Raw genomic sequence first — 22,113 nt, 5'->3', positions numbered from 1 at the left:
AGGAAACATTTTATGTTAAGAAAAATAGTAATTGCATTTTTATTATTAATTACGGCTCTTGGTATTTTGGCGCAGGATGATACTCCTAAAGAAGGAAAACCAATCAATATAACATTACTTGCTGAAGTGACTTCTTCAGGGCAAAAAATTACCGGTTTGGCTTTAGAGTACGAGGATTATGTTTTATCAAGTAGTGATTTAAGAAATACATACCAAGTTTTTACGTTGTTAGAACAGCAAGAACAACCTCGTACCATAATTCGTGCATATGTCAATAATTTACCGGAGAAAACTCCGCAGGCTAAATCAGGGAAGTTTGTCATTATTGAATTCGATGATAGAGATACTAACGCTAATTTATACTCACTTATTATTGATAATAAGAACCCTATGAAGTTTAGAGCAAAAGATCAATCAGGTCATATCATTGAAATCGAAAAAGTTCAGCCAACAAAAATCCCACAATATTATGATGAAAAATTAGTTTATAAAATTAAACAAATAGGATATGTGAAACTTTCTAACGGAAAGACTATTGATCGAAATGAAGTTATTCAAAATGCAGAAAGAAAGAACGTTAGGACTTTATTTATTGATGATTTTTCTGAACAGGTTGTTGCGCTAAATGAAAATAACCTTTTGAAATATCGTTTCTATCGTCCTCATTTAACTGAGCATAAAAAATATCCTCTCACTATTTTCTTACATGGTTCAGGCCAGGTTGGCAGTGACAATATAGCCCATATCATTTCCAATAAAGGTGCTATATCAACGCTTCAATATGAACCCGGTTTTGTTCTTGCTCCACAATATAACACTATTTTTGATCCTTTTGATGATAAAAATCATGGGCAAAAAGGCGGTATTCATTGGCAAACTAAAAATCGCGCTAACTTAGTATTAAAAATGATAGATGAAACAGTACAACAAAATCCTGCTATTGATGAAAAACGTATCTATTTAATTGGTTTATCCCGTGGTTCAGAGGGAGTATTAAATCTTTTATTAATGCGACCAAATTTTTTCGCCGGTGCATTATTAGCCAGCGGAAGAGAAGCGCACACAATAGAATGGTTGGATGGAAATGCCAATAGCATAAATTTGGCACCCATTAAAAATGTGCCTATGTGGTTTTTCCATAGCAAGGAAGATCAAATTTCTCCGGTGAAAGGTTCGCGTATCAATTATCAGATTTTGGTTAATGAATTAAATGCTAAAAATGTTAGATATACGGAATTCAGTACAGAAAAAGCGGGAAATAACGGAATTTTAAATAATGCCCATAATACTTGGGAAGCCGTCTTCAATAGTCCGGAGGTAATAAGTTGGCTATTGCAGCAAAAACGTCACTAAATTAAGGAGAATCCATTATGTTTATATATCTATCACACCCTTTAGATCCTAACGATTTAGTGTGGCCGGGAGAACCGACGATAAAAGTGACTCGCTGTACCGATGTTGTGAGTGATAATGCACCGTTTAGCAGCTTCATAACGGAGTTGCCTAATCACTGCGGTACACATATGGATGCACCTCGCCATTTTGTCAAAGACGGATTGAGCATTAATGAATTACCGATTGAATATTTTTGCCATAAAAAGGCAGCGTTGTTAGAAATTCCAAAAAGTGATGCAGAAGGTATTACACAGGAAGATTTAGAACCTTATGCAGATACGTTAAAAAATGTATCCTTTGCTTTTTTGAGGACAGGATTTGAAAAGTACAGAACAGAGGATCCGGTTCGCTACCAAAATGAAGGTCCTTACATTGCAACAAGTGCGGGTAAATATTTATCTGAAAATTTTCCTAACCTAAAGGGCGTAGGAATTGATTTTCTGTCTTTAGGATCGCCTTCTGCCAAAGTCCCTGATGTGGAAAATCCTCGAAATTGCCATCGCGCTATTTTAGGCTATTACACAGGTAAATTCACTACGGTAATTGAAGATATGCATTTGTCCGAATTGCCTCGGAATGCTCGGATCAAACAATTCTTTAATGCCCCACTCAGAATTGTTGGGTTAGATTCAAGTCAAGTCACTTGTATTGCTGAACTTTCCGAATAAAAGTATCAAAAATCAATGTGATTTGAAAATATAAAAAGGTAAATAAGATGGTAAGAAAAAGTTTTGCTTGGGGTGGCTTATTTTTAATTTTCACGTTCATAAGCGCTTATGTAGCCGCTTTAGTTGAACGAGATTTTGGTCGGCTTGAGATCTCTACCATATCCTTTATGACAGAAGAACAACAGCTAATGGTGGCAAAATTATATCGTCCACAATCGGCAACAGATAAAACACCTAAACCCGGATTATTGGCATTGCATGGCTATCAAAGCGATAAAGAAGCAGCCAATACTTTCGGAGCATTAGAATTAGCAAAACGTGGTTTCGTTGTTCTTGCAATTGATCATTTTGGTCATGGCTATTCAACTAAGTTACCTGCGTCTAATAAAAATATGAGTGGTGCAAATAATGGTTATCAATATTTGAAATCTTTACCTTTTGTAGATAGTCGGCGGTTAGGTATTTTTGGCCATTCAACAGGCGCCTTAAATGCTATTCGTGTCGCTCAGTTAAACCCCGATCACAAAGCGATAAATGGTCAAAGTAGTAACGGTGGAGATCCCGGTCTCCATAATTATCTCCTTACTCAAGGATTGTATGAGGAAATAGCCGGTTATCGTGAAAAATCTTTTCCGGTTAAAGAGTTAACTAAAAATACCAACCGTCTAAAAGCATTTTCATTGGAAAAAAATGGTGATTTACAATGGGATCATACTTATGGAAACTTTACTGACGGTTCAGCAAGACGAGCGGCTTTAGTCGAGGGGACTCATTTAGGCGTGATGGTTTCATCACGTACCAATAAAGAGGCAATTTTATGGTTTAATCAAGCATTACAGCAAGGACAACAAGATGCCGATTGGATTGAACCTGAGCAACAGACATATTGGTATAAAGAGATTGCAGGATTATTTGCGCTATCTTTTGCTGTTATTTCTACCTTATGTTTAGCGGCAGGCTTACTGAAGAATCCTTATTTCTCTGCCGTGACACAAATGCCTTCAAGAAAAGTTGAATTGCCTTCAGGTAAATGGGCTTATTTCGCTATGTGCAATATGATTGCGACAATGATATTGTATCCATTGTTCACGCAATGGGGAGGCGCTAATGAACCTATTGCATCAATGATTTCTTTCATGCCATTGGAGATGGGAAATGGAATTATTTTATGGTTAGTCGTCAGTGCAATTGTTAATTATCTCTTATTCTTTATATGGTCCTATAAAAAGTCTATTTCTTGGCGGGAATTTGGTATTTTAGCTGACAAACCAAATATAACGACCTCTCAATTAATCGGGCGTCATTTGATTTTAGCTGTCATATTAGTTAGTTATTTGTATGCGATCACCTATGTCGTTCATTCTTACTGGCAAGTTGAATTGCGCTTTTTATGGCCGGCGTTTAAACCTCTTACACCAGAGCGTTTTGCTTTGTTTCCGATTTACTGGTTATTTATTTTATTCTTCTTTTACTCATTTAATGGGTTAATTGTCACTGCACAAATGCGTATGAAACAGGCAAAAAATTTCACAATAACCTTGATTGGCTGGACAATTAAAACGAGCTTTTTCGCGGTAAGCGGATTGGTGCTTTTATGGTTATTTCACTTTATACCGGATTTTATGCAATTGGGACCGGGCTTTGATTTAATTGGACTTTCACAATTCGGTGGTCGCTGGATGATGATGTTATCAGTGATTATTCCACAATTTATTGTGTTGATTTTAATTAGTCATTGGTGTTATTTAAAAACAGGTTATGTGTATTTAGGCGTTTTTTTAACTTCAATATTAATGACATGGATTATTGTTGGCGGGCAGGTTATAGGGCGTTTCCTTGCCTAAAAATAAAGACAAATTAAGCAGGCTATGCCGGGGCCTCTGTATCCCGATACTTGGTTCCGGCTCCTATCGTTTTTTTCATTGTGACGGAATAATTGAGATAAATATTCCTCCTTGCCCGCCTTGCGTTTCTTTCATGCTTCGCTCTATACTACGGCGATCACTCAGTTTTACATTACTTACTGCACACAGGACATCTTATGACATACCAGGTTATCGCGTTTGACCTTGACGGCACTTTGCTAAACTGTCAAGGCAGCATTCTTCCCGCCAGCAAACACGCCATTCAACTGGCACGGAAACAAGGCATGAAAGTAGTTTTTGTCACCGGGCGTCATCACACCGCCGTCAAACCTTATTATCATGAAGTGAACTTGGACACGCCGATTATTTGCTGCAACGGAACTTACCTTTACTACCCACGAACCGATGAAGTGAAATTCGCCAACCCGCTTTCCGCCGTACAATGCCATAAAGTGCTCGACATTGCAGAACAATTCGACACCCACTTACTGATGTATAGCCGCGATGCTATGAACTATACCTGCTTAAATCCGCACATGGAAAAATTCACCCAATGGGCAATGAGCTGCCCGCCCGCCGTGCGTCCCGACGTACGTCTGGTAACAGATTTCAAGGTAATTATTAATAACCCGAAAGAAAATATCTGGAAATTCGTGATTAGCTCGCCTAATCGTCAGGCGATGGAAAGTGCGGTCAAATCCTTGCCTGAATCACAGTTCAGCTGTGAATGGTCATGGACTGATCGCGTGGATGTCGCCAACAACGGCAACAGTAAAGGCGCACGCCTGCTTGATTTATTAAAACTATGGAATATCGATCCGCAAAACGTTATCGCTTTCGGCGACAATCATAACGACATCAGTATGCTCACCGCCGTAGGACTCGGCGTTGCCATGGGAAACGCAGAAGACGCCGTAAAAGCACAGGCAAAACGGGTTATCGGTTCAAATGATAGTGACGGCATTGCCCGGTTTATTGAAGAAATACTTGGCTAAAAACCACCGAGAAAATTATGTGGCCAATACCGCTATGCAGCTTGGTATTGCGTAGATATGTTAGATTTTTTGTCTACTCGCCGAGTGATACCGGAAAAATAGCGGTAAAATAAAGCCGCACTTGTGCTGCGTACCTTAATTGGTTAGTTGTGCTTTCCAACTTTTAGGTCGCAGACGACAAGTGCGGTTTATTTTTTGCATGTTTTAATTTTTCACCATTTTCTTCAGCTGGTATAAATAAGCCAATGCCTGTTTTGGACTTAATTCGTCAGGATCCAATTCTTGCAGCATATGTAACAACATATCCATGTTTTCATCCTCCGCACTTTCAAAGGCCAATTCGCCCTGGCGTTGGTTTAATAAACGCAGGTCCTGAATTTGCTGGTTGGTATTTTGATTTGACAATTTTTCCAGTTGCGCGAGTTTTTGCTTCGCCAGCTTGATTACTTGCTGCGGAACGCCGGCTAAAGCAGCCACTGCTAAGCCATAACTTTTGCTTGCGGCACCCTGTTGCACGGCGTGCATAAATGCAATGGTATCGTTGTGTTCCATGGCATCCAAGTGAATGTTACCGATACCGCTGACGTGTTCCGGCAGAATAGTCAATTCAAAATAGTGCGTGGCGAACAGGGTCAGCGAACGGATTTTTTTCGCCAGCCACTCGGCACATGCCCAAGCCAGAGACAACCCGTCATAAGTGGAGGTTCCGCGCCCGATTTCATCGATTAACACCAGACTTTTCTCCGTTGCCTGATGCAAAATATTCGCCATTTCCGTCATTTCCACCATGAAGGTTGAGCGTCCGGAAGCCAAATCATCGGAGGCACCGATGCGGGTAAAAATACGATCAATCGGTCCGATAACGGCACTGTCCGCCGGTACAAAACTGCCCATGTACGCCATCAGCGTAATCAATGCGGTTTGGCGCATGTAGGTGCTTTTACCGCCCATGTTCGGCCCGGTAATAATGAGGAAATGTTGCTGTTCGGTAAGTTCCGTCGGGTTGGCGATAAACGGTTCTTTCAGCACTTGTTCCACCACCGGATGACGTCCGTTTTGAATATGAATGCCAGTTTGTTCTGAGAACGTCGGCGCCACATAATTAAAACTTTCCGCCCGCTCCGCCAAGTTAGTAAGTACATCCAATTCGGCTAATGCCAAGCCGGCGAGTTGCAGACGGTTTAAGTGCGGTAACAATTGATCAAAGATTTCATCATATAACTGTTTTTCCAACGCCAAGGACGCACCTTTTGCCTTCAACACTTTATCTTCATAGGTTTTAAGTTCGGGGATAATATAGCGTTCGGCATTTTTCAGGGTTTGGCGACGCACATAATGAATCGGCGCTTTGTGTGCTTGTCCTTGACTGATTTGAATGTAATAGCCGTGTACTGCGTTGAAACCGATTTTTAGCGTATCGATCCCCGTGTTTTCCCGCTCCCGCTGTTCCAATTCTTCTAAGTAACGGGTGGCGCCATCGGCTAATTCACGCCATTCATCTAACTCCGCATGATAGCCCGGCGCGATAACGCCCCCATCACGAATTAAGACTGGTGGGCTTTCAATAATCGCCTGTTGTAAGAGATCGAATTGTGCGGAAAAATCACCCAGTTGCTGGTAAAGTGCGGTCATTTTTTCAGACGTTTTTCCCGTCAACAGATTTTTAATATCAGGAATTTGCTCCAAAGCGGTGCGTAAACGGATTAAATCACGCGGGCGGGCGGTGCGCAACGCCACACGTGCCAAAATACGTTCCATGTCGCCCACCTGTTGCAAATAGGGTTGCAAATCCGCCGCTAAATCCTGTTCCAAAATCGCACTGATAGCTTGTTGGCGTTGCGTGAGTTTTGTCACATCGCAAATCGGCTGATGAATCCAACGTTTGAGCAAGCGGCTGCCCATGGGGGTAACGCATTTATCCAACACCGCTGCCAGCGTATTTTCTGTGCCTCCCGCCAGATTTTGAGTGAGTTCCAAATTACGACGGGTTGCGGCGTCCAGTTGAATGTTTTCGCTGTGTTGAATCAGATGAATGCTCTGAATATGCGGCAACGCGGTGCGCTGGGTTTCGCGCGCGTATTGCAACAAACAGCCGGCGGCGCATAAACCCAAAATCGCTTTTTCTACGCCGAAGCCGCGTAAATCCTTAGTATTAAATTGGTGGCAAAGTTGTTGAACAGCAGTTTTCAATTCAAATTCCCAGATGGGGCGACGACGCAAACCTTTGGCGTGCTCAATCAGTTGGAAATCGGCGAAATCTTCACAATAAAGCAATTCCACCGGCGCAATGCGTTGTAATTCCGTTTGTAAATCTGCTGGGGATTGCGGTTCACAGACCTGAAAGCGACCGGAGGTCATATCCAGCGTTGCCAAGCCGAAATGATCTTTTTCCTGATACACAGCGGCAATGAGATTATCCTGCCGTTCCGGCAAGAGGGCTTCATCGCTTACGGTGCCAGGTGTGACAATACGCACGATTTGGCGTTCTACAGGGCCTTTGGCGGTATTCGGATCGCCGATCTGCTCGCAAATCGCCACCGACTCACCCATCTGCACCAATTTCGCCAAATAGCCTTCCACCGCGTGATAAGGTACGCCCGCCATAGGAATCGGCTGTCCGGCAGATTGCCCGCGTTTGGTCAGGGAAATATCCAACAAGGTGGAGGCGCGTTTCGCATCGTCGTAAAACAGCTCGTAAAAATCGCCCATGCGATAAAATAACAAAATATCCGGATTCTCCGCTTTGAGTTGCAGATATTGTTTCATCATCGGCGTATGTTGGGTTAAATTATCTTCTAAAATCATACACTTTAAAATTAACTAATTGGTTTAATAGTTTTATAAATCGTATCTATGTCAACAGGGTCAACAGGTTTCTGTAAGTCCTACTAAATCTCTATATCTTAGTATAGATTTTTTGTAGACGCTGAAGATACATTGTATAACATATCCACAGCTTTAATAAAAAATGACTATTAAGGGAAAGAGCTATTGTATGGGGAGTAAGATAAAAAAACCATCCTATTCTGGGAGTTAGGGAACTAATAAGATGAAAATTATATAATGATGTGTAAAACCTTTTGGAGATCGCCTAGTGTCACACATAATGGCGGCGACTTTATTAAATACCGAGGTAATATGCTCCATTCGATGGTCTGCCGGTTGACGTTCATCATCAAGATACCGATTGATGAAATGATAGAGCGGGTCTGCACACCAATATGCGCCTAAATAGGGCATAACATGCCAGAAATAAGCGATTTCAGCCGGGCGAGTGAGTTGACAAGAAAGCGCTGCGTTATAAACATGCTCAACAAACGCCGATTTGTGTATGTCTTTTAGGGGGCGGAATCTTTGTGGATGATTTGTGGCATAGAGCGTCATTAACTGATGTTTAAATCTAGTGGTGATTAACGTTCGGATAGCATGATGTTCAACTTTGCCGAATTCAATTTTTGCCGGGCGTGTATTTTCCGGTAACGGATTTAATGTGAAGGCAATAAATTCATCTTCAAGACGAAGACCGAAGGCATCAATAATACCATCGCCGTTTTTGAAGCCGAACAAAGCCGCCAGGTTTGCGGGATAACGAGAGAGTGGTGGCAAGTAGGCGCTTAACACCTTTGGGTCGTAAAAACGGAAGAAATACCATATTTCTTCTTCAGGGTCATACAGGTGTGTAAATTTTCTGAGGTGGTGATAAACCGTATCAAAGTCTTTGTCACTACGGATAAAAATGACAGGATTGGTTTTCCAGTGGCTTAAAACCTGACTCTCCATTTTCCTGAATAACTTTTGCAGGAACATGATGCTCCCGCTATTGCCGGGATCGAATTCAAATAAATAGGGTGCTGCATCTTCTAATGCCTCACCTGTTTTTCCCTTATAGAGGTTAGCCATTTGTCCCGAACTTTTTAACGCGGAGGGGTAAGCAACAACTTTTGAGGTGTCAATTACTGCATAATAATGTTTACCTGTTTGTTGTAAATCTGACGGCGTTTCCTCTTTATCCGTTGAAAGATATTGTTCATCTAAACCGATTAATTCGGCGAAAAAGCCTTTTTTCAAAATATCAGGTAATGCATTCTTACTAAAAATATCAAGGAAAGGCTAAAATGTAACCGAGTCCTGCACAAGATATTCGGTATCTTCGGCGATGGCTTCAACCGATAACGCATTTTCCCGGAATAAAATTATCGGGTTTTCCGGTGATATTTGCTGTGCTAATCGCCATAAAGGGGCAGAAAAGCCATGTCGGGTAAACCAAGTTTGAATAGGTAGCGCGGCAAGTTGAGAATGCCCGGATAAATTTTGTGTCGATAGAAACGCTTCAACATGTTGTTGATAACTTTCTCTGTCTGACATTAAACCAAGCACATAACCGGTAAATTGTTCGTTTGGCGAGTTGATTGGGGCAAAACGGTATTGTGTAACCCAAATTGTTTCAGAAGCTTTATTCATCAGAAAATCAATCTCCGATTTTGTTAAGTCGGCTTATCTTAACATAGCAATGGAATAGTTGGGAAACACCTATATATCAATAAAAATCCACCTACCTATGTTTCACATACACATCAAAGCAATGGTTTTTGGTTTCGCGGGAAAAGTGCGGTGATTTTTGGGCGAGAAAATCGGCGTAGTCGGGGCGTTTGACGACGACCCGTTGGCGGGCAAGTTGTAACGCGGGGGCGAGCAGTTCATCGGCATCTGAATCCGCGCCCACGAGGTGTTGGAAGACGCGCATTTCTTTTTTGACTAACGCGCTTTTGGTTTTGTGCGGATACATGGGGTCGAGATACACCACATCGGCGTAATCCGTTTCGGGGTTGAGTTCATTGATGTGCCGATAAAGCAACAGCTGCATATTGCGTTGCATCCAGGCGCCGATTTCTTCATCGGCATAAGCGCGTTGCAAGCCGTCCTGCAACAACAGGCGTACCACCGGGTGGCGTTCAACCAATTTTACTTGGCAACCGAGTGCCGCCAGCACAAAGGCATCGCGTCCTAATCCTGCGGTGGCGTCAATGACGGTAGGGCGTTTATCCTGTTTTACGCCGACCGCTTTTGCCACCGCTTCACCGCGTCCGCCGCCGAATTTGCGCCGATGCGCCATCGCGCCGCCAACGAAATCCACAAACACCGCACCGAGTTTCGGTTCGTCCAATTTGCGCAATTCCAACCGTTCCACGCCGTCCGCTTCCGTCCACACCAACGCCAAGGGGCTATGCGGATCGTGCGTTAAGCCCGCGTCGGCAAAAAGTACGGTGGTTTTTTGCGGTGTTTTTGTTTCACAGAGGAGTTGGATGTTCATGTTATGGCTTTCTCACCAACCACACGCCCGCTTCCATGTGTTCCGTATAAGGAAACTGATCGAACAGCGCGGCTTTTTCAATGCGGTGGGTTTGACAGAGGGTTTGCAGGTTGTCGCACAGGGTGTGCGGGTTGCAGGAAATGTACAAAATGCGCTCGTACTGCTGCACTAATTTAAGAGTTTCCTCGTCCAAGCCGGCACGTGGCGGATCGACGAAAATCGTGTTGCATCGATAGGCGCTCAAATCAATGCCTTTGAGGCGGTTAAACGCGCGCACGCCTTGCATGGCTTGGGTAAATTCTTCGGCGGACATGCGGATAATCTGTAAATTTTCCACCTTGTTGGCGGCGATATTAAATTGTGCCGCCACCACCGACGGTTTGGCGATTTCCGTAGCGAGGACCCTGCGGAAATTTTGCGCCAAGGCGATGGAAAAATTGCCGTTGCCGCAGTACAGTTCCAATAAATCCCCGTGGCTGTTGCGGGTACAATCCACCGCCCATTCCAGCATTTTACCGTTTACCGCCGCGTTCGGCTGGGTGAAGCTGTTTTCCACTTGGCGATAAATGTACTGCTTGCCGTGTACGCTGAGGATTTCGTCCGCATAATCCTGTTTGAGACAGATTTTTTGCTTACTGGCGCGCCCGATAAGTTGCAGGTTGAAGCCTTGTTGTTGCAGTCGGGCGCGTAGGGTTTGTGCGGCGGTTTGCCAGGCGTCGTCTAAGGTTTTGTGATACAACAGACTGACGATAATCTGCCCGCTTTGGGTGCTGAGATAATCGATTTGGAACAGCTTGTGGTGCAACACCGTTTGTTGTTTCAGCAACGGCAATAACGCCTTCATCATGCGGTTAATCAGTTCATTGGCAATGGGAAAGCGATCCACCCGATAACGTTGCTTGCTTTGCTGATCGAACATGATGTGATAGAAATCGTCCTGTTCATGCCAAATACGAAATTCCGCACGCATACGGAAATGCTGTGTCGGTGAGGCAAAAACCTGTAATTCGGGGGCATTAAATGGGGCGAAAAGTGCGGTCAGTTTTTTCTGCTTTTCTGCAAGTAGCACGGAGTAACGTTCAACGGGTAAATTAAGCATAGGAACTCATTGGGTTGGCGGTAAAACAAAAGGCTCGGAACCCCAAGCCTTCTGATTGTTATTGCGTGATTAGTCTGCCGAGTAGTCGTCCAGATTATCTACACCGACCACGCCGGATAAGGTGTAGAGGCGTTTGCTGGCAGAAATATGGCTGCGATATTTATTCCAGGTTTTCTCAAAGAAGGTTTCCGCTTCACGTTTACCGCGACAGAACGCCACGAAGGCTTTTTCTTCTGCCGTTGCAGGTTTACGCTCGCCTGAATCCAAAGCACGGAATGCTTGTCCGTATTGCTCTAAAGCCTGTGCTTCTTTGATGGTGTAGTCGCCGTGGCGGGCGAAGCCGCGCGGGTAATTTTTGTCATCGAAAAAACGACGTGTGACGCTAAAACTCTCAGCCATATAATCCTCTAAAAATACTGTTCGAAAATAAAATCGGCAGGCATTAAACCAATTTTTGCTTATCTTTGCAATAAACCTTTCACGGTTTCAACATATTCGGTAACGAAACCCTTTTCATCGCGCGCCAAACCTTCCGTATTTACGCGATATTTGCCATTCACGTAGAAATCCGGCACACCGCGCAGTTGGTATTTTTCCACCAAATTTTGCTGTTTGGCGACTAAACCGCTCACCGCAAAACTATTGATGCCGCCGTCAAATTGCTCGGCAGAAATGCCGTTATCAATAAAGATTTGGCGAATGTCATCCATAGATTTTAACGTGTTGGTTTGTGCCGCTTTAAACAAGGGTATTCTGACTTTATCTTCCGCTTTGATCGCCATCGCCAACGCCCAGGCGCGCGTTAGGTTTTCCGACTGAAGTCCTAAGAAATCCACATGGTATTGTTTAAAAGAGGTGCCTTCCGGCAAGGCTTCGGCAACTTTTTGCGGGATGTGATATTGCGCTTCAAAGGAATAACAATGCGGGCAATAGAAAGAGAAAAATTCAATCACTTCAGGCTGGGCGGTACGTTGTTGACCTTCCACTACAGTGTATTGTTTGCCTTCCGTTAAATCCTGTGCTTGCACGGAGACGGAAAACGCGGCGGTAAGGGCTAAAAATAACCATTTTTTCATTGACAATCCTTAATATAACTACTTAATAATTCCACGTGCTTTTAATAAAGCAGCTTTAAAATCTTCTTCATAATCTTTTTTGATACCGGGAATCGGTTCAAATTTGTCTTTTCCTGCCATTTTTAAGTGATAAATAATCACTTCGTCCGGTAATTCGGTTAACGGCTTATCAAAACCCGCTTCGTCAGCGATTTTTTGTAAAATCTGCATTAAATGCAAATCGGAGTCTTTAGACCAGTATGGTTGCAAAAGTTCCAACACTTCATTCAGGCGATGACATTCCATACGCTTTTCCTTATTATTGAGAAACAAACGGCGGGATCATACTTGAATTAACCTCGGAAGAAAATATAACGACGGAAGAAAACATGACAATTTCAATCAGCGCGGTGATTTTAGCCGGCGGACGGGCGACGCGGATGGGCGGAGCGGACAAAGGCTTACAGTTATTGCACGGCAAACCGCTGTTTCAGTGGATTTATGAACGGCTGCGTTCGCAGGTGGCGCAGGTGTCGGTGAATGCCAATCGTCACCGTGAATGTTATGCCGCTACGGGGTTGCCGGTGTTTGCCGATAATCTGGAGGGGTTTCAAGGCCCGTTAAGCGGGATTTTGACGGCGTTGGAACGATCCGACACGGATTTTGTCTTATTTGTACCCTGTGACAGCCCGTTTTTCCCGGAAAATCTGCTGGAAAAGCTCAAAAGTGCGGTCATTTTTTACGGCGTTTCTGTTGCCTATGTCCATGATGGCGAGCGGGAACATCCGACCTTCTGTTTAATGGCGCGCAGTCTGAAAGACAAACTTGCCGCCTATTTAGCCTCGGGCGAACGCCGCATGCTGCATTTTATGCGCCAAAACGGCGCGGTGAGCGTGGATTTTTCGGAAAATCAACAGGCATTTGCCAATATCAATACATTCGATGAGCTGCAGCAACTTAACGGACAGGCGTAACTATTCTGCGCTATTTATTGCGAAACCGGGCATAAGCAGTATAATGGCTGCCACGTTTGCGTTAACTTATCCGATTTTACCGACATCCAAGGATTTTTATGTTAAAAAAACTTTCCATTCTTGTGTTTACCTCCCTACTGGGTGCGTGTTCCCTTTCTTCCATTTCTTCTATTTCCTCTTATGTGCCGTTTATGGGCGACAAAAAAACCGTCATTAACTTAGACGAAGATAAAATCGATCAAAAATCCTATGCCACTGCTTATGAAGCCACGGTGGAAACCTATCGTGATCGCGTAAACGATAACTATAACGTCAACTCGTTCGCCAGCGGCGCGAAAGACTGGTATTTGGGCATAATCCTCATTCCGGTTGAACAAATCAAAGAAAAATTGTATAGCCCGCAAGGTCAGGATTCCGATGTGTACGCTTATTACAGCGGCGTGCTTCATGCTGAGGCGTTGCAAAGCAATTTCGCCAAATTGAATCCGAATTGCTGGAGCCACATTGATACGCCGAGCACTACACAAGGTATTTATGATGCCATGTTAGATTTACAAAAAGGCAAAGTGCGGTCAGAACATGACGAATATATCGCGCAAGGTTCCGAGCAGTTGCTCAAACTTTGCGCCGGAAAATAATAAAAAAACTGTCGGTTTTTGTCGGCAGTTTTTTGTATTTTTAATCCAAAGCTGAAAGGTTTTTGCCTTATTCAGCACCTTATTATATCTCGCAGATACAAGGAGACAGAATGTTTAATTTACCTGAAAGTAACATTCATTTGGCGGTGCAAGCCGACAATAAGCAGCAAGCCATTGAAATGGCGGCAAATGCGCTTGAACAGGCGGGTCATGTGGAAAGCGGCTACCTGCAAGGAATGTTAGGACGCGAACAACAAACCTCGACGTTTTTAGGTAACGGTATTGCTATTCCGCATGGTACGTTAGAAACCCGCGGCATGGTGAAAAATACCGGCGTGCAGATTTTCCAATTTCCGCAAGGCATTGAATGGGGTGAAGGCAATATCGCTTATGTGGTGATCGGCATTGCCGCGCGCTCCGACGAACATTTGGCGTTGCTGCGCCAGCTGACGCACGTGCTGGGCGACGAAGACACTGCCGCCAAACTTGCCACGCTGACCGATGTAAAAAAATTCCGCGCCATTTTAATGGGCGAAGCGGACGAGTTTAACGTGGCTGCCGAAAATATCAGTTTGGATGTGGACACCGCCAGCCTGTTGACTTTAATCGCCATCAACGCGGGCAAGCTGGAGCAACAAAGTGCGGTCAATAATCAATACGTTTCCGAAGTCATCGCCAATCCGGCGCTGCCGTTGGCACAAGGGTTATGGGTGACCGACGCGGTGGCAGGCAATCAAAAGAACGCCATGGCGTTCAGCCGCGCCAAACAAGCCTTCAACCTGAATAACAAAACCGTGCATGGCGTGGTGACGGTCGCTTATGCCAACGATCAAATTAACGAGGCGTTAACCCGTTTATTGGACGCCAAGGTGCAACAGATCCTGTTAAACGGCGATAGCGCACAAATCGTCGCCGCTCTAAACAGCGCTGCAATTCCTGAAGCCGCAGCCGCACCAACCGCCTCAAGTGAACCTGCGGTGGCGGGCGGCAGCGTAGTCGGTACTTTCACCATTCGTAACGAACACGGTTTACACGCCCGTCCGAGCGCCATTTTAGTCAACGAGGTGAAGAAATTTACCTCAAAAATCAATGTGGAAAACCTCACACGCGCCAGTACGCCGGTAAGCGCCAAGAGCCTGATGAAAATCGTGGCGTTGGGCGTGACCCAAGGACATCGCCTACGTTTTGTGGCGGAAGGTGAAGATGCGCAAGCCGCCATGGAAGCCATCGGCAAAGTGATTGCCGCCGGTCTTGGCGAAGGCGTTTCCGCCGTGCCGCCGAGCGAACCGGACACCATCGAAGTCGTGGGTGCAACTCCGGCAGCTTCCGCGCCAAGCAATGAAAGTGCGGTGCAAAACCCGGGTGAATCGGTGGAAGGCATTTTTGAAGTGAAGAACGAACACGGCTTACATGCCCGTCCGGCGGCGGTGTTAGTGAGCGAAGTGAAAAAATACAACGCCAACGTCGCGGTGCAAAATCTGTCACGCGATTCACAACTGGTCAGCGCAAAAAGCCTGATGAAAGTGGTGGCGCTGGGTGTCGTGAAAGGGCATCGTCTGCGTTTCGTGGCGACCGGCGAGCAGGCACAACAAGCCATCGACGGTATCGGTGCGGCGATCAACGCAGGATTGGGAGAATAATTATGGCAAAAGTCGCAACCATCACCTTAAACGCCGCTTATGATTTGGTCGGGCGTTTAAAACGCATTGAATTAGGCGAAGTGAACACCGTGGAAACCCTCGGTTTGTTCCCGGCGGGCAAAGGCATTAACGTGGCGAAAGTGTTACAAGATTTAGACGTGGACGTCACCGTGGGCGGCTTCCTTGGGGAAGATAACCAAGGGGATTTCGTCACCCTGTTCGATAAATTAGGGTTACAAGATAAGTTCCAGCGTGTGCCGGGTAAAACCCGCATTAACGTGAAAATCACCGAAACGGAAGCGGACGTTACGGACTTGAATTTCTTAGGTTATGAAATCAGTGCCGACGCCTGGCAACAGTTTGTGGCGGATTCTCTCGCCTATTGCAAAGCTTTCGACATCGTCGCCGTGTGCGGCAGCTTGCCGCGCGGCGTGACGTCGGAGCGGTTCGCCGACTGGTTAAAACAGTTACATCAGGCGGGCGTAAAAGTGGTGTTGGACAGCAGCAACGCCGCATTGACCGCCGGCTTAACGGCGCAACCTTGGTTGGTTAAACCGAATCATCGTGAATTGGAAGCCTGGATTGGCCATGCGCTGCCGATGTTGGACGACATTATCGCGGCGGCGAAAAAACTGAAAGCGCAGGGCATTGCCAATGTGATTATTTCCATGGGCGCCAACGGTTCTTTGTGGTTGAGCGATAGCGCCGTCGTGCAGGCACAGCCGCCGAAATGCGAAAACGTGGTCAGCACCGTGGGTGCCGGCGATTCTATGGTGGCGGGCTTGATTTACGGCGTAATTAACGGCTTGCCGCAGCAGGAAACGCTCGCCTTCGCCAGCGCGGTATCCGCCTTTGCCGTGTCGCAAAGTAACGTGGGCATTGCCGACCGCACTTTACTCGAACCGATTTTAAACAATGTCAAAATCACTGTCATTGAGGGATAATTTTATGCATATTTATTTCACTCCATCCGCCGGTTTCGGCAATGCAAAAGCCTTTTTATTGCGCCAAATGCTCAGCGCGGTGGCGACCCAACATCAAATCGTGGATAACGCCGATGCGGCGGAGTTGATTATCGTATTGGGCGACCAATTACCGAATAACCCGCAATTTAACGGTAAAAAAGTGTTTTTGGCGAAAATTGACGAGCATTTTAACGCGCCGGAACAGTTACTGGAAACCGCCGTTCAACAAGCGCAGGATTATGTTCAGCCTGCCGAAAGTGCGGTCATTTCTGGCGGTAAAATTAAAAACATCGTGGCAGTGACTGCCTGTCCGACGGGTGTGGCGCACACCTTTATGTCCGCTGAAGCCATCGAAACCTACGCCAAACAACAGGGCTGGCAGGTGAAAGTGGAAACCCGCGGTCAAGTGGGTGCCGGCAATGAAATTACGCCGGAAGAAGTAGCAGCGGCGGATTTGGTGTTTATTGCGGCGGATATTGACGTGCCGTTAGACAAATTCAAAGGCAAGCTGATGTATCGCACCTCTACCGGTCTTGCGCTGAAGAAAACCGCACAGGAATTTGACAAGGCCTTCAAAGAAGCCAAAGTATTTGACGGCGGCGCGGCGCAAGTGGGCGCGAAAGCGGAGGAAAGCGGCGAGAAGAAAGGCGTGTACAAACACCTGATGACCGGTGTATCGCATATGTTGCCGTTGGTGGTGGCGGGCGGTTTGCTGATCGCCATTTCCTTCATGTTCGGGATTGAAGCGTTCAAAGACGAAACCATCGCAGGCGGCTTGCCGAAAGCCTTAATGGACATCGGCGGTGGCGCAGCGTTCCACTTAATGATTGCCGTCTTTGCCGGCTATGTGGCGTTTTCTATTGCCGATCGTCCGGGGCTGGCGGTCGGTTTAATCGGCGGCATGCTTGCCACCACCGCGGGCGCGGGGATTTTGGGCGGGATTATCGCCGGTTTCCTGGCGGGTTATGTGGTGAAAGGCTTGAACAACACCATTAAATTGCCACCAAGTTTAACCTCTTTAAAACCGATTCTGATTTTACCGTTACTCGGCGCGCTCATTGTGGGCTTGGCTATGATTTACATCATCAACCCGCCGGTTGCCAAAATTATGGCGGCGTTAAGTGATTGGCTGAAATCTATAGGTGATGTTAATGCCATAGTGCTCGGCGTAATTATCGGCAGCATGATGTGTATTGATATGGGCGGTCCGGTAAACAAAGCGGCTTATACCTTCTCAGTAGGCCTATTGGCGTCGCAAATTCACACTCCGATGGCCGCTGCCATGGCAGCCGGTATGGTGCCGCCAATTGGCATGGCAGTCGCTACTTGGTTAGCACGTAATAAATTCACCGCCAATCAATGTGATGCAGGGAAAGCCTCTTTCGTGCTGGGGTTATCTTTTATCTCTGAAGGGGCGTTGCCGTTCGTGGCGGCAGATCCGCTCCGCGTGATTATCAGTTCCGTGTTAGGCGGCGCTACCGCAGGGGTGATTTCCATGAGCTGCGGCATTGCGCTACAAGCGCCGCACGGTGGTTTATTCGTGATTCCGTTCGTTTCCAAACCGCTGATGTACCTCAGCGCTATCGTCATCGGTTCGGTGGTAACCGGTGTAGTATATGCGGTGATTAAACCGAAAGCGGAAGCATAATATCAATGTGGATAAAGTGCGGTGGGTTTTCACCGCACTTTTTTATCTTGTAAGGATAACAATATGCCATTTAGCGAATCTGAAAAACGCGCTCTTTTATCACAAAAAGGCATCGGTGCAACCGTCTTGAAACGCTTAGAAGAAATGGGCTTGGATGATGTCAAAATACTCGCTGCCACCAGCCCGGATTTTATTCTCCAACGTGGTGCCGAAATAACCGGTTCCACCTGTTGGCGTAACAGCCCGCAAGCTAGAAAAGCTATTGAAACAGCGGTGAATTGGGCGAAAAGTGTGATTTAAAAACAGGCTACAGCTCCGTTAACGTTTGGGGTAAATGAACATAAGTCTACCTCTTGTATGTTCATACACTATTGGTTATTGCGCTGGATCAGCTGTAGTAAAAGTGCGGTGGATTTTGACCGCACTTTTTGAACCGATAATACCGTGCTGTGCAAAAACGGTTAAATATAGCCCCTTTCTCTCCCCTTCTCTAACAAAAATTCAATGAGCACCTGCACTTTTTTCGCCTTTTGACTGTGTTGTAAATAATACAAATAAAGCGCGGGGTATTGGCGCCAGTATTTTTGCAGCACGGGGATAAATTGGGCTTTGTCGGGGAACAATTGCAGACTGGTTTCAAAAATGCGCCCGATGCCCAGGCCCTCACGGGTGGCGTCGGCGATGATTTCCGGGTCGTTACAAATCAACGGCATATCCATATCCAACGCGGTGTCCTGCCCGTCAATATCCAACACCAGCGGTTCAATGCGGTTGGAGGAAATGAAGCGATAGCCGATGAGTTTATGCCCCGTCAGCGCTTTCGGCGTTCTCGGTATGCCATACTGCGCCACGTAGGATTCACTGACATAAAGCCCTTCTTTAAACGGATTCATCAATTTCCGTGCCACCATGCCTTCATCCAGCCGATTACCGAAACGAATACCCAAATCAAAGCCGTCTTCAATCAGGTTGGTTAACGCGTCATTGAGAGAAATTTCCAGTTGAATTTGTGGATAACGCTGATGAAATTCCGCCAAAATCGGTTTCAGCAGTAGTTGATATGCAAAGCGGGCAAGGGTCAGGCGCACCGTGCCGCTCGGCGCCGAACCGTAGTTTTGCACTTCTTCCAGCGCTTGATGCAACGTACTCATGGCGTCTTCCGTGCGTTCCAGCAGTTGTTTGCCGGCATCGGTCAGTTGAATATTGCGCGTGGTGCGGTGAAACAAAGGCACACCGATTTTTTGTTCCAACAGCTTTAAGGATTGGCTGGCGGAAGGCACTGCAATCTGCAATTTACGCGCCGCCGCCGAAATACTGCCTTCTTGGGCGATGGTTTGGAACACGTTGAGTTGTCCGTAATAAGAATTATCCTGTTGCATTGTTAGTTTATCCCTAAAAGTATTTTAGTTTTTGTCTATCTAGTCATCATAATTATTTTACGTATAATGTGCAACATCAGATGACGAATCAACAAACAAGGAAAACAACATGAAAAATGTACTTATCGTTTCAGGTCACCCGGATTTAAATCATTCCGTGGCAAACGTAGAAATTCTACAAGCGGTCGAAAACGCGTTACCCGATGTAAAAATCCGTCGCTTAGACAGCCTTTACCCGACCTATCAATTTGATATTGAAGCGGAGCAATCGGCGATTTTGGAAGCGGACGTGATTGTGTTCCAATTCCCGTTCTCTTGGTATTCCGTACCGGGGTTGATGAAATTATGGATCGACAAAGTGTTTGTGCACGGCTTCGCTCACGGTTCAACGGCAAAAATCGGCGGTAAAAAATTAATTATTTCCACCACCACCGGCGCACCGAATGAAGTGTATCAAAAAGACGGTTTCTTCAAACACACCGTGGAAGATTACTTGTCGCAATTTGAAACCTTCGCCACCTTATGTGCTTTGGACTATCAAACGCCGGTCATCACCTGCGGCGTAAGCTATGTGGGACGCGACGAAGCGAAAGTCGCCGAACAAAAAGCCATGGCACTGGATCACGCTGCACGTTTAGTGGCAGCAATTGAGAGGGCGACAGCGTAATCATTTCATTCCCCTCGCCCGTTTACGAGACAAATGCTTGCATTTGAGCGTTGGCTATGCCAACGACCCCGAAGGGGCGAGCAAAGCGAGTATTGGGTGGAGAAAATTCGTAGAATAGAGGGAGAGGGATATTTGTAAATCCTCTGAAAAATTGACCGCTTTCCCCTCTCTCTGAGGAAAATTGCCGAACACAATTTCCATCTGTCTCTCTCCCGCAAGCGGGTGAGAGGAAAGTAACAAATATCAACAAGGACATCAAAATGTACATCATCAACATCACCGTAAACCCAAACGTTTCTGAAGAAAAACAAAACGAGTTATTCCCAATCCATGTGGAATGGTTCAAAAAATACTTCCAAGCAGGCAAATTTTTAATGCTCGGCCCTTACATCGACACCGATGCCCATTCAGGCGTCATTTTCGCGGAAACCGAAAGCCGTGAAGCATTACAAAAAATCTTGGAAGAAGACTGCTACTACCCGGATTTCGCCGAATATGAAATCCGCGAATTCGCTCCGAAAATGATCGCGGAGGATATTGGTAAAGCAAAGTTCATTTGGTGATTGCTTTGGAAATGGTGAAACATTATGATGACACATTGATGCTTAAAGGCAGCAAAAATTCGAAACAGAGCTGTTGGTGGGGATTTGGCTGCCGCGTGGATAGTATAAATAACGCCCTATCTTTTTTTCTGGAGTAATTTATTACCACAGATTATCGTATTATAAGGAAAAACAATGAAAAAACTGACCGCACTTTTAGGAGTCATGAGCATGGCAATGACCGCACAAGCCGCACCGATTATTAACCTGTTTGAACTGGGTATTCAGCCGGGCAAAAACGTGCAATATGATGCGGTGGGCGAACAGAATATCAAAACCTCGATGCAAACGGAAAAAGGCACGCTGGCAATGCACTCGGTGAAACAAAAAGCCGATGCGAATATGGCGTATATGGTGGAAATTTATGCCGATCAAAACGCCTACGAAATCCACCGCACTTCACCGCAATACCAGGTATTTTTAACCACCTCTCCCGAGATTTTAACGGATCACAAAAAGCGTACCTTGTTGACTCCGCAATTTTTAGGCGACAAGAAGGTCGAACAAACTGCCAACACCCGAACGAACTTAATCATGGTGGAAGTGAAACCGTCGGAAAATGACAAATTTAAAGCCATTGTGTTACCTGAAATGGCGCAATCGTTAAAAGTAGAAGATGGCGTCATTGCAATGTATGCGGCCACAGCACAGGAAAATCCGAATAAATGGATGTTCTTTGAAATCTATGCAAACGACGATGCCTATGCGGCACACCGCGAAACACCGCATTTTAAAGGTTATTTGAAACAAACCGCCGAGATGTTGGTGGATAAGCAAATTATCGAGATTCAACCGACATATCTGGGGAACAAAGGCGGTTTGCAGTTTGAAAAACCATAACATGCAAAATTGTCTGAAAACTGATCCCTGAAAAAAACTACTATCCACAATCGCCATGATTTTATTAAAGCGGACCTGTCGCTTGCTACCGTCATGAACTTGTCTTCATAATTTGCTCTACCGACAGAGAAATGCTAGTGGTCAGCACGGTGGCAGACCAATGCTCCGGTTGCGGTAGAAATACTCACTGATTTGACTGCAATTAACTAATTTCTTTTTCATTTTCTCATTAACACTTGGTGTTTTGCACAAAGGCAAACCCGCATTTTATTGCATTAAATAGAATGCGACTAAATTCGCATGATACTTTTATTCAAAATCACAAGGCTTGAAATACTTGAGCAAATCCGTAATTTTAATTATGAAACTGGA

Annotated in this window: 21 protein-coding genes and 1 pseudogene; 13 read left to right on the top strand and 9 right to left on the bottom strand. The window is 45.5% G+C overall.

Annotation, left to right across the window (positions count from 1 at the left end; translation table 11 throughout):
* Positions 1 to 12 precede the first annotated feature (12 nt).
* The 4 genes from DK423_RS02195 (at position 13) to DK423_RS02180 (ending at position 4,923) form a co-directional block, all read left to right on the top strand.
* Positions 13 to 1,353 (top strand): phospholipase, encoded by a 1,341-nt coding sequence (locus tag DK423_RS02195; RefSeq protein ID WP_005558407.1) that lies wholly within the window; start codon positions 13 to 15, stop codon positions 1,351 to 1,353.
* A gap of 17 nt (positions 1,354 to 1,370) precedes the next feature.
* Positions 1,371 to 2,063, top strand: a complete 693-nt coding sequence (locus tag DK423_RS02190; RefSeq protein WP_005558405.1) for a cyclase family protein — start codon at positions 1,371 to 1,373, stop codon at positions 2,061 to 2,063.
* A 47-nt stretch (positions 2,064 to 2,110) separates the two neighbouring features.
* Positions 2,111 to 3,907 carry an alpha/beta hydrolase gene (locus tag DK423_RS02185; RefSeq protein ID WP_061886830.1) on the top strand — a complete coding sequence of 599 codons (1,797 nt, stop codon included), beginning with the start codon at positions 2,111 to 2,113 and terminating at the stop codon, positions 3,905 to 3,907.
* A 197-nt stretch (positions 3,908 to 4,104) separates the two neighbouring features.
* The gene (locus DK423_RS02180) at positions 4,105 to 4,923 is read left to right on the top strand and encodes a pyridoxal phosphatase (protein ID WP_005558399.1); all 819 of its coding nucleotides are present in this window, start codon (positions 4,105 to 4,107) and stop codon (positions 4,921 to 4,923) included.
* A 204-nt stretch (positions 4,924 to 5,127) separates the two neighbouring features.
* Here the strand turns inward: DK423_RS02180 and mutS are convergent, their stop codons facing one another.
* The 8 genes from mutS to DK423_RS02145 form a co-directional block, all read right to left on the bottom strand.
* Complete coding sequence (mutS, locus tag DK423_RS02175; protein WP_005558397.1) at positions 5,128 to 7,728, bottom strand: DNA mismatch repair protein MutS; 2,601 nt, start codon at positions 7,726 to 7,728, stop codon at positions 5,128 to 5,130.
* 228 nt (positions 7,729 to 7,956) lie between these two features.
* Positions 7,957 to 8,991, bottom strand: coding sequence for a DUF4123 domain-containing protein (locus DK423_RS02170; protein ID WP_233428318.1), 1,035 nt, complete (start codon positions 8,989 to 8,991; stop codon positions 7,957 to 7,959).
* A 42-nt stretch (positions 8,992 to 9,033) separates the two neighbouring features.
* Positions 9,034 to 9,384 carry a hypothetical protein gene (locus tag DK423_RS11245; RefSeq protein WP_233428317.1) on the bottom strand — a complete coding sequence of 117 codons (351 nt, stop codon included), beginning with the start codon at positions 9,382 to 9,384 and terminating at the stop codon, positions 9,034 to 9,036.
* Positions 9,385 to 9,475: 91 nt separating this feature from the next.
* Entirely contained in the window at positions 9,476 to 10,234 is a 759-nt protein-coding gene (locus DK423_RS02165) for a class I SAM-dependent methyltransferase (RefSeq protein ID WP_109043858.1), read from the bottom strand.
* Between the two features lies 1 nt (position 10,235).
* Positions 10,236 to 11,333 (bottom strand): tRNA (uridine(54)-C5)-methyltransferase TrmA, encoded by a 1,098-nt coding sequence (gene trmA, locus DK423_RS02160; RefSeq protein WP_005558391.1) that lies wholly within the window; start codon positions 11,331 to 11,333, stop codon positions 10,236 to 10,238.
* A gap of 69 nt (positions 11,334 to 11,402) precedes the next feature.
* The gene (locus DK423_RS02155) at positions 11,403 to 11,732 is read right to left on the bottom strand and encodes a MaoP family protein (protein WP_005538181.1); all 330 of its coding nucleotides are present in this window, start codon (positions 11,730 to 11,732) and stop codon (positions 11,403 to 11,405) included.
* 59 nt (positions 11,733 to 11,791) lie between these two features.
* Positions 11,792 to 12,409 (bottom strand): thiol:disulfide interchange protein DsbA, encoded by a 618-nt coding sequence (dsbA, locus tag DK423_RS02150; RefSeq protein WP_061886478.1) that lies wholly within the window; start codon positions 12,407 to 12,409, stop codon positions 11,792 to 11,794.
* An 18-nt stretch (positions 12,410 to 12,427) separates the two neighbouring features.
* Complete coding sequence (locus DK423_RS02145; protein ID WP_005558387.1) at positions 12,428 to 12,694, bottom strand: YihD family protein; 267 nt, start codon at positions 12,692 to 12,694, stop codon at positions 12,428 to 12,430.
* A gap of 83 nt (positions 12,695 to 12,777) precedes the next feature.
* Between DK423_RS02145 and mobA the strand changes: the two genes are divergently transcribed.
* From mobA to DK423_RS02115, 6 genes are all read left to right on the top strand, one after another.
* Positions 12,778 to 13,362 (top strand): molybdenum cofactor guanylyltransferase MobA, encoded by a 585-nt coding sequence (mobA, locus tag DK423_RS02140; RefSeq protein ID WP_005558384.1) that lies wholly within the window; start codon positions 12,778 to 12,780, stop codon positions 13,360 to 13,362.
* 98 nt (positions 13,363 to 13,460) lie between these two features.
* Positions 13,461 to 14,000: a hypothetical protein gene (locus DK423_RS02135; RefSeq protein ID WP_061885758.1), complete on the top strand. Its 540-nt coding sequence runs from the start codon at positions 13,461 to 13,463 to the stop codon at positions 13,998 to 14,000.
* 110 nt (positions 14,001 to 14,110) lie between these two features.
* Positions 14,111 to 15,640 (top strand): fused PTS fructose transporter subunit IIA/HPr protein, encoded by a 1,530-nt coding sequence (gene fruB, locus DK423_RS02130; protein ID WP_005558380.1) that lies wholly within the window; start codon positions 14,111 to 14,113, stop codon positions 15,638 to 15,640.
* Positions 15,641 to 15,642: 2 nt separating this feature from the next.
* On the top strand, positions 15,643 to 16,584 hold the full coding sequence (fruK, locus tag DK423_RS02125; RefSeq protein ID WP_061885760.1) for a 1-phosphofructokinase: 942 nt from the start codon (positions 15,643 to 15,645) through the stop codon (positions 16,582 to 16,584).
* 4 nt (positions 16,585 to 16,588) lie between these two features.
* Positions 16,589 to 18,253: a fructose-specific PTS transporter subunit EIIC gene (locus DK423_RS02120; RefSeq protein ID WP_005558375.1), complete on the top strand. Its 1,665-nt coding sequence runs from the start codon at positions 16,589 to 16,591 to the stop codon at positions 18,251 to 18,253.
* 63 nt (positions 18,254 to 18,316) lie between these two features.
* Complete coding sequence (locus DK423_RS02115; protein WP_005558373.1) at positions 18,317 to 18,553, top strand: hypothetical protein; 237 nt, start codon at positions 18,317 to 18,319, stop codon at positions 18,551 to 18,553.
* 161 nt (positions 18,554 to 18,714) lie between these two features.
* Here the strand turns inward: DK423_RS02115 and DK423_RS02110 are convergent, their stop codons facing one another.
* Positions 18,715 to 19,632, bottom strand: a complete 918-nt coding sequence (locus DK423_RS02110) for a LysR substrate-binding domain-containing protein (RefSeq protein ID WP_005558371.1) — start codon at positions 19,630 to 19,632, stop codon at positions 18,715 to 18,717.
* A gap of 109 nt (positions 19,633 to 19,741) precedes the next feature.
* Here DK423_RS02110 and DK423_RS02105 point away from each other — a divergent pair, with 109 nt between their 5' ends.
* The 3 genes and pseudogenes from DK423_RS02105 (at position 19,742) to DK423_RS02095 (ending at position 21,741) form a co-directional block, all read left to right on the top strand.
* Complete coding sequence (locus DK423_RS02105) at positions 19,742 to 20,299, top strand: NAD(P)H-dependent oxidoreductase (protein WP_005558369.1); 558 nt, start codon at positions 19,742 to 19,744, stop codon at positions 20,297 to 20,299.
* 260 nt (positions 20,300 to 20,559) lie between these two features.
* Positions 20,560 to 20,890, top strand: a pseudogene (locus DK423_RS02100) (YciI family protein).
* Positions 20,891 to 21,036: 146 nt separating this feature from the next.
* Entirely contained in the window at positions 21,037 to 21,741 is a 705-nt protein-coding gene (locus tag DK423_RS02095; RefSeq protein ID WP_005558362.1) for a putative quinol monooxygenase, read from the top strand.
* Positions 21,742 to 22,113 lie beyond the last annotated feature (372 nt).

The organism is Aggregatibacter actinomycetemcomitans, assembly GCF_003130205.1.
Classification (GTDB): Bacteria; Pseudomonadota; Gammaproteobacteria; order Enterobacterales; family Pasteurellaceae; genus Aggregatibacter; species Aggregatibacter actinomycetemcomitans_A.
Note: the sequence above shows the minus strand (reverse complement) of the source record. Positions and strands in the feature narration are given on the sequence as shown.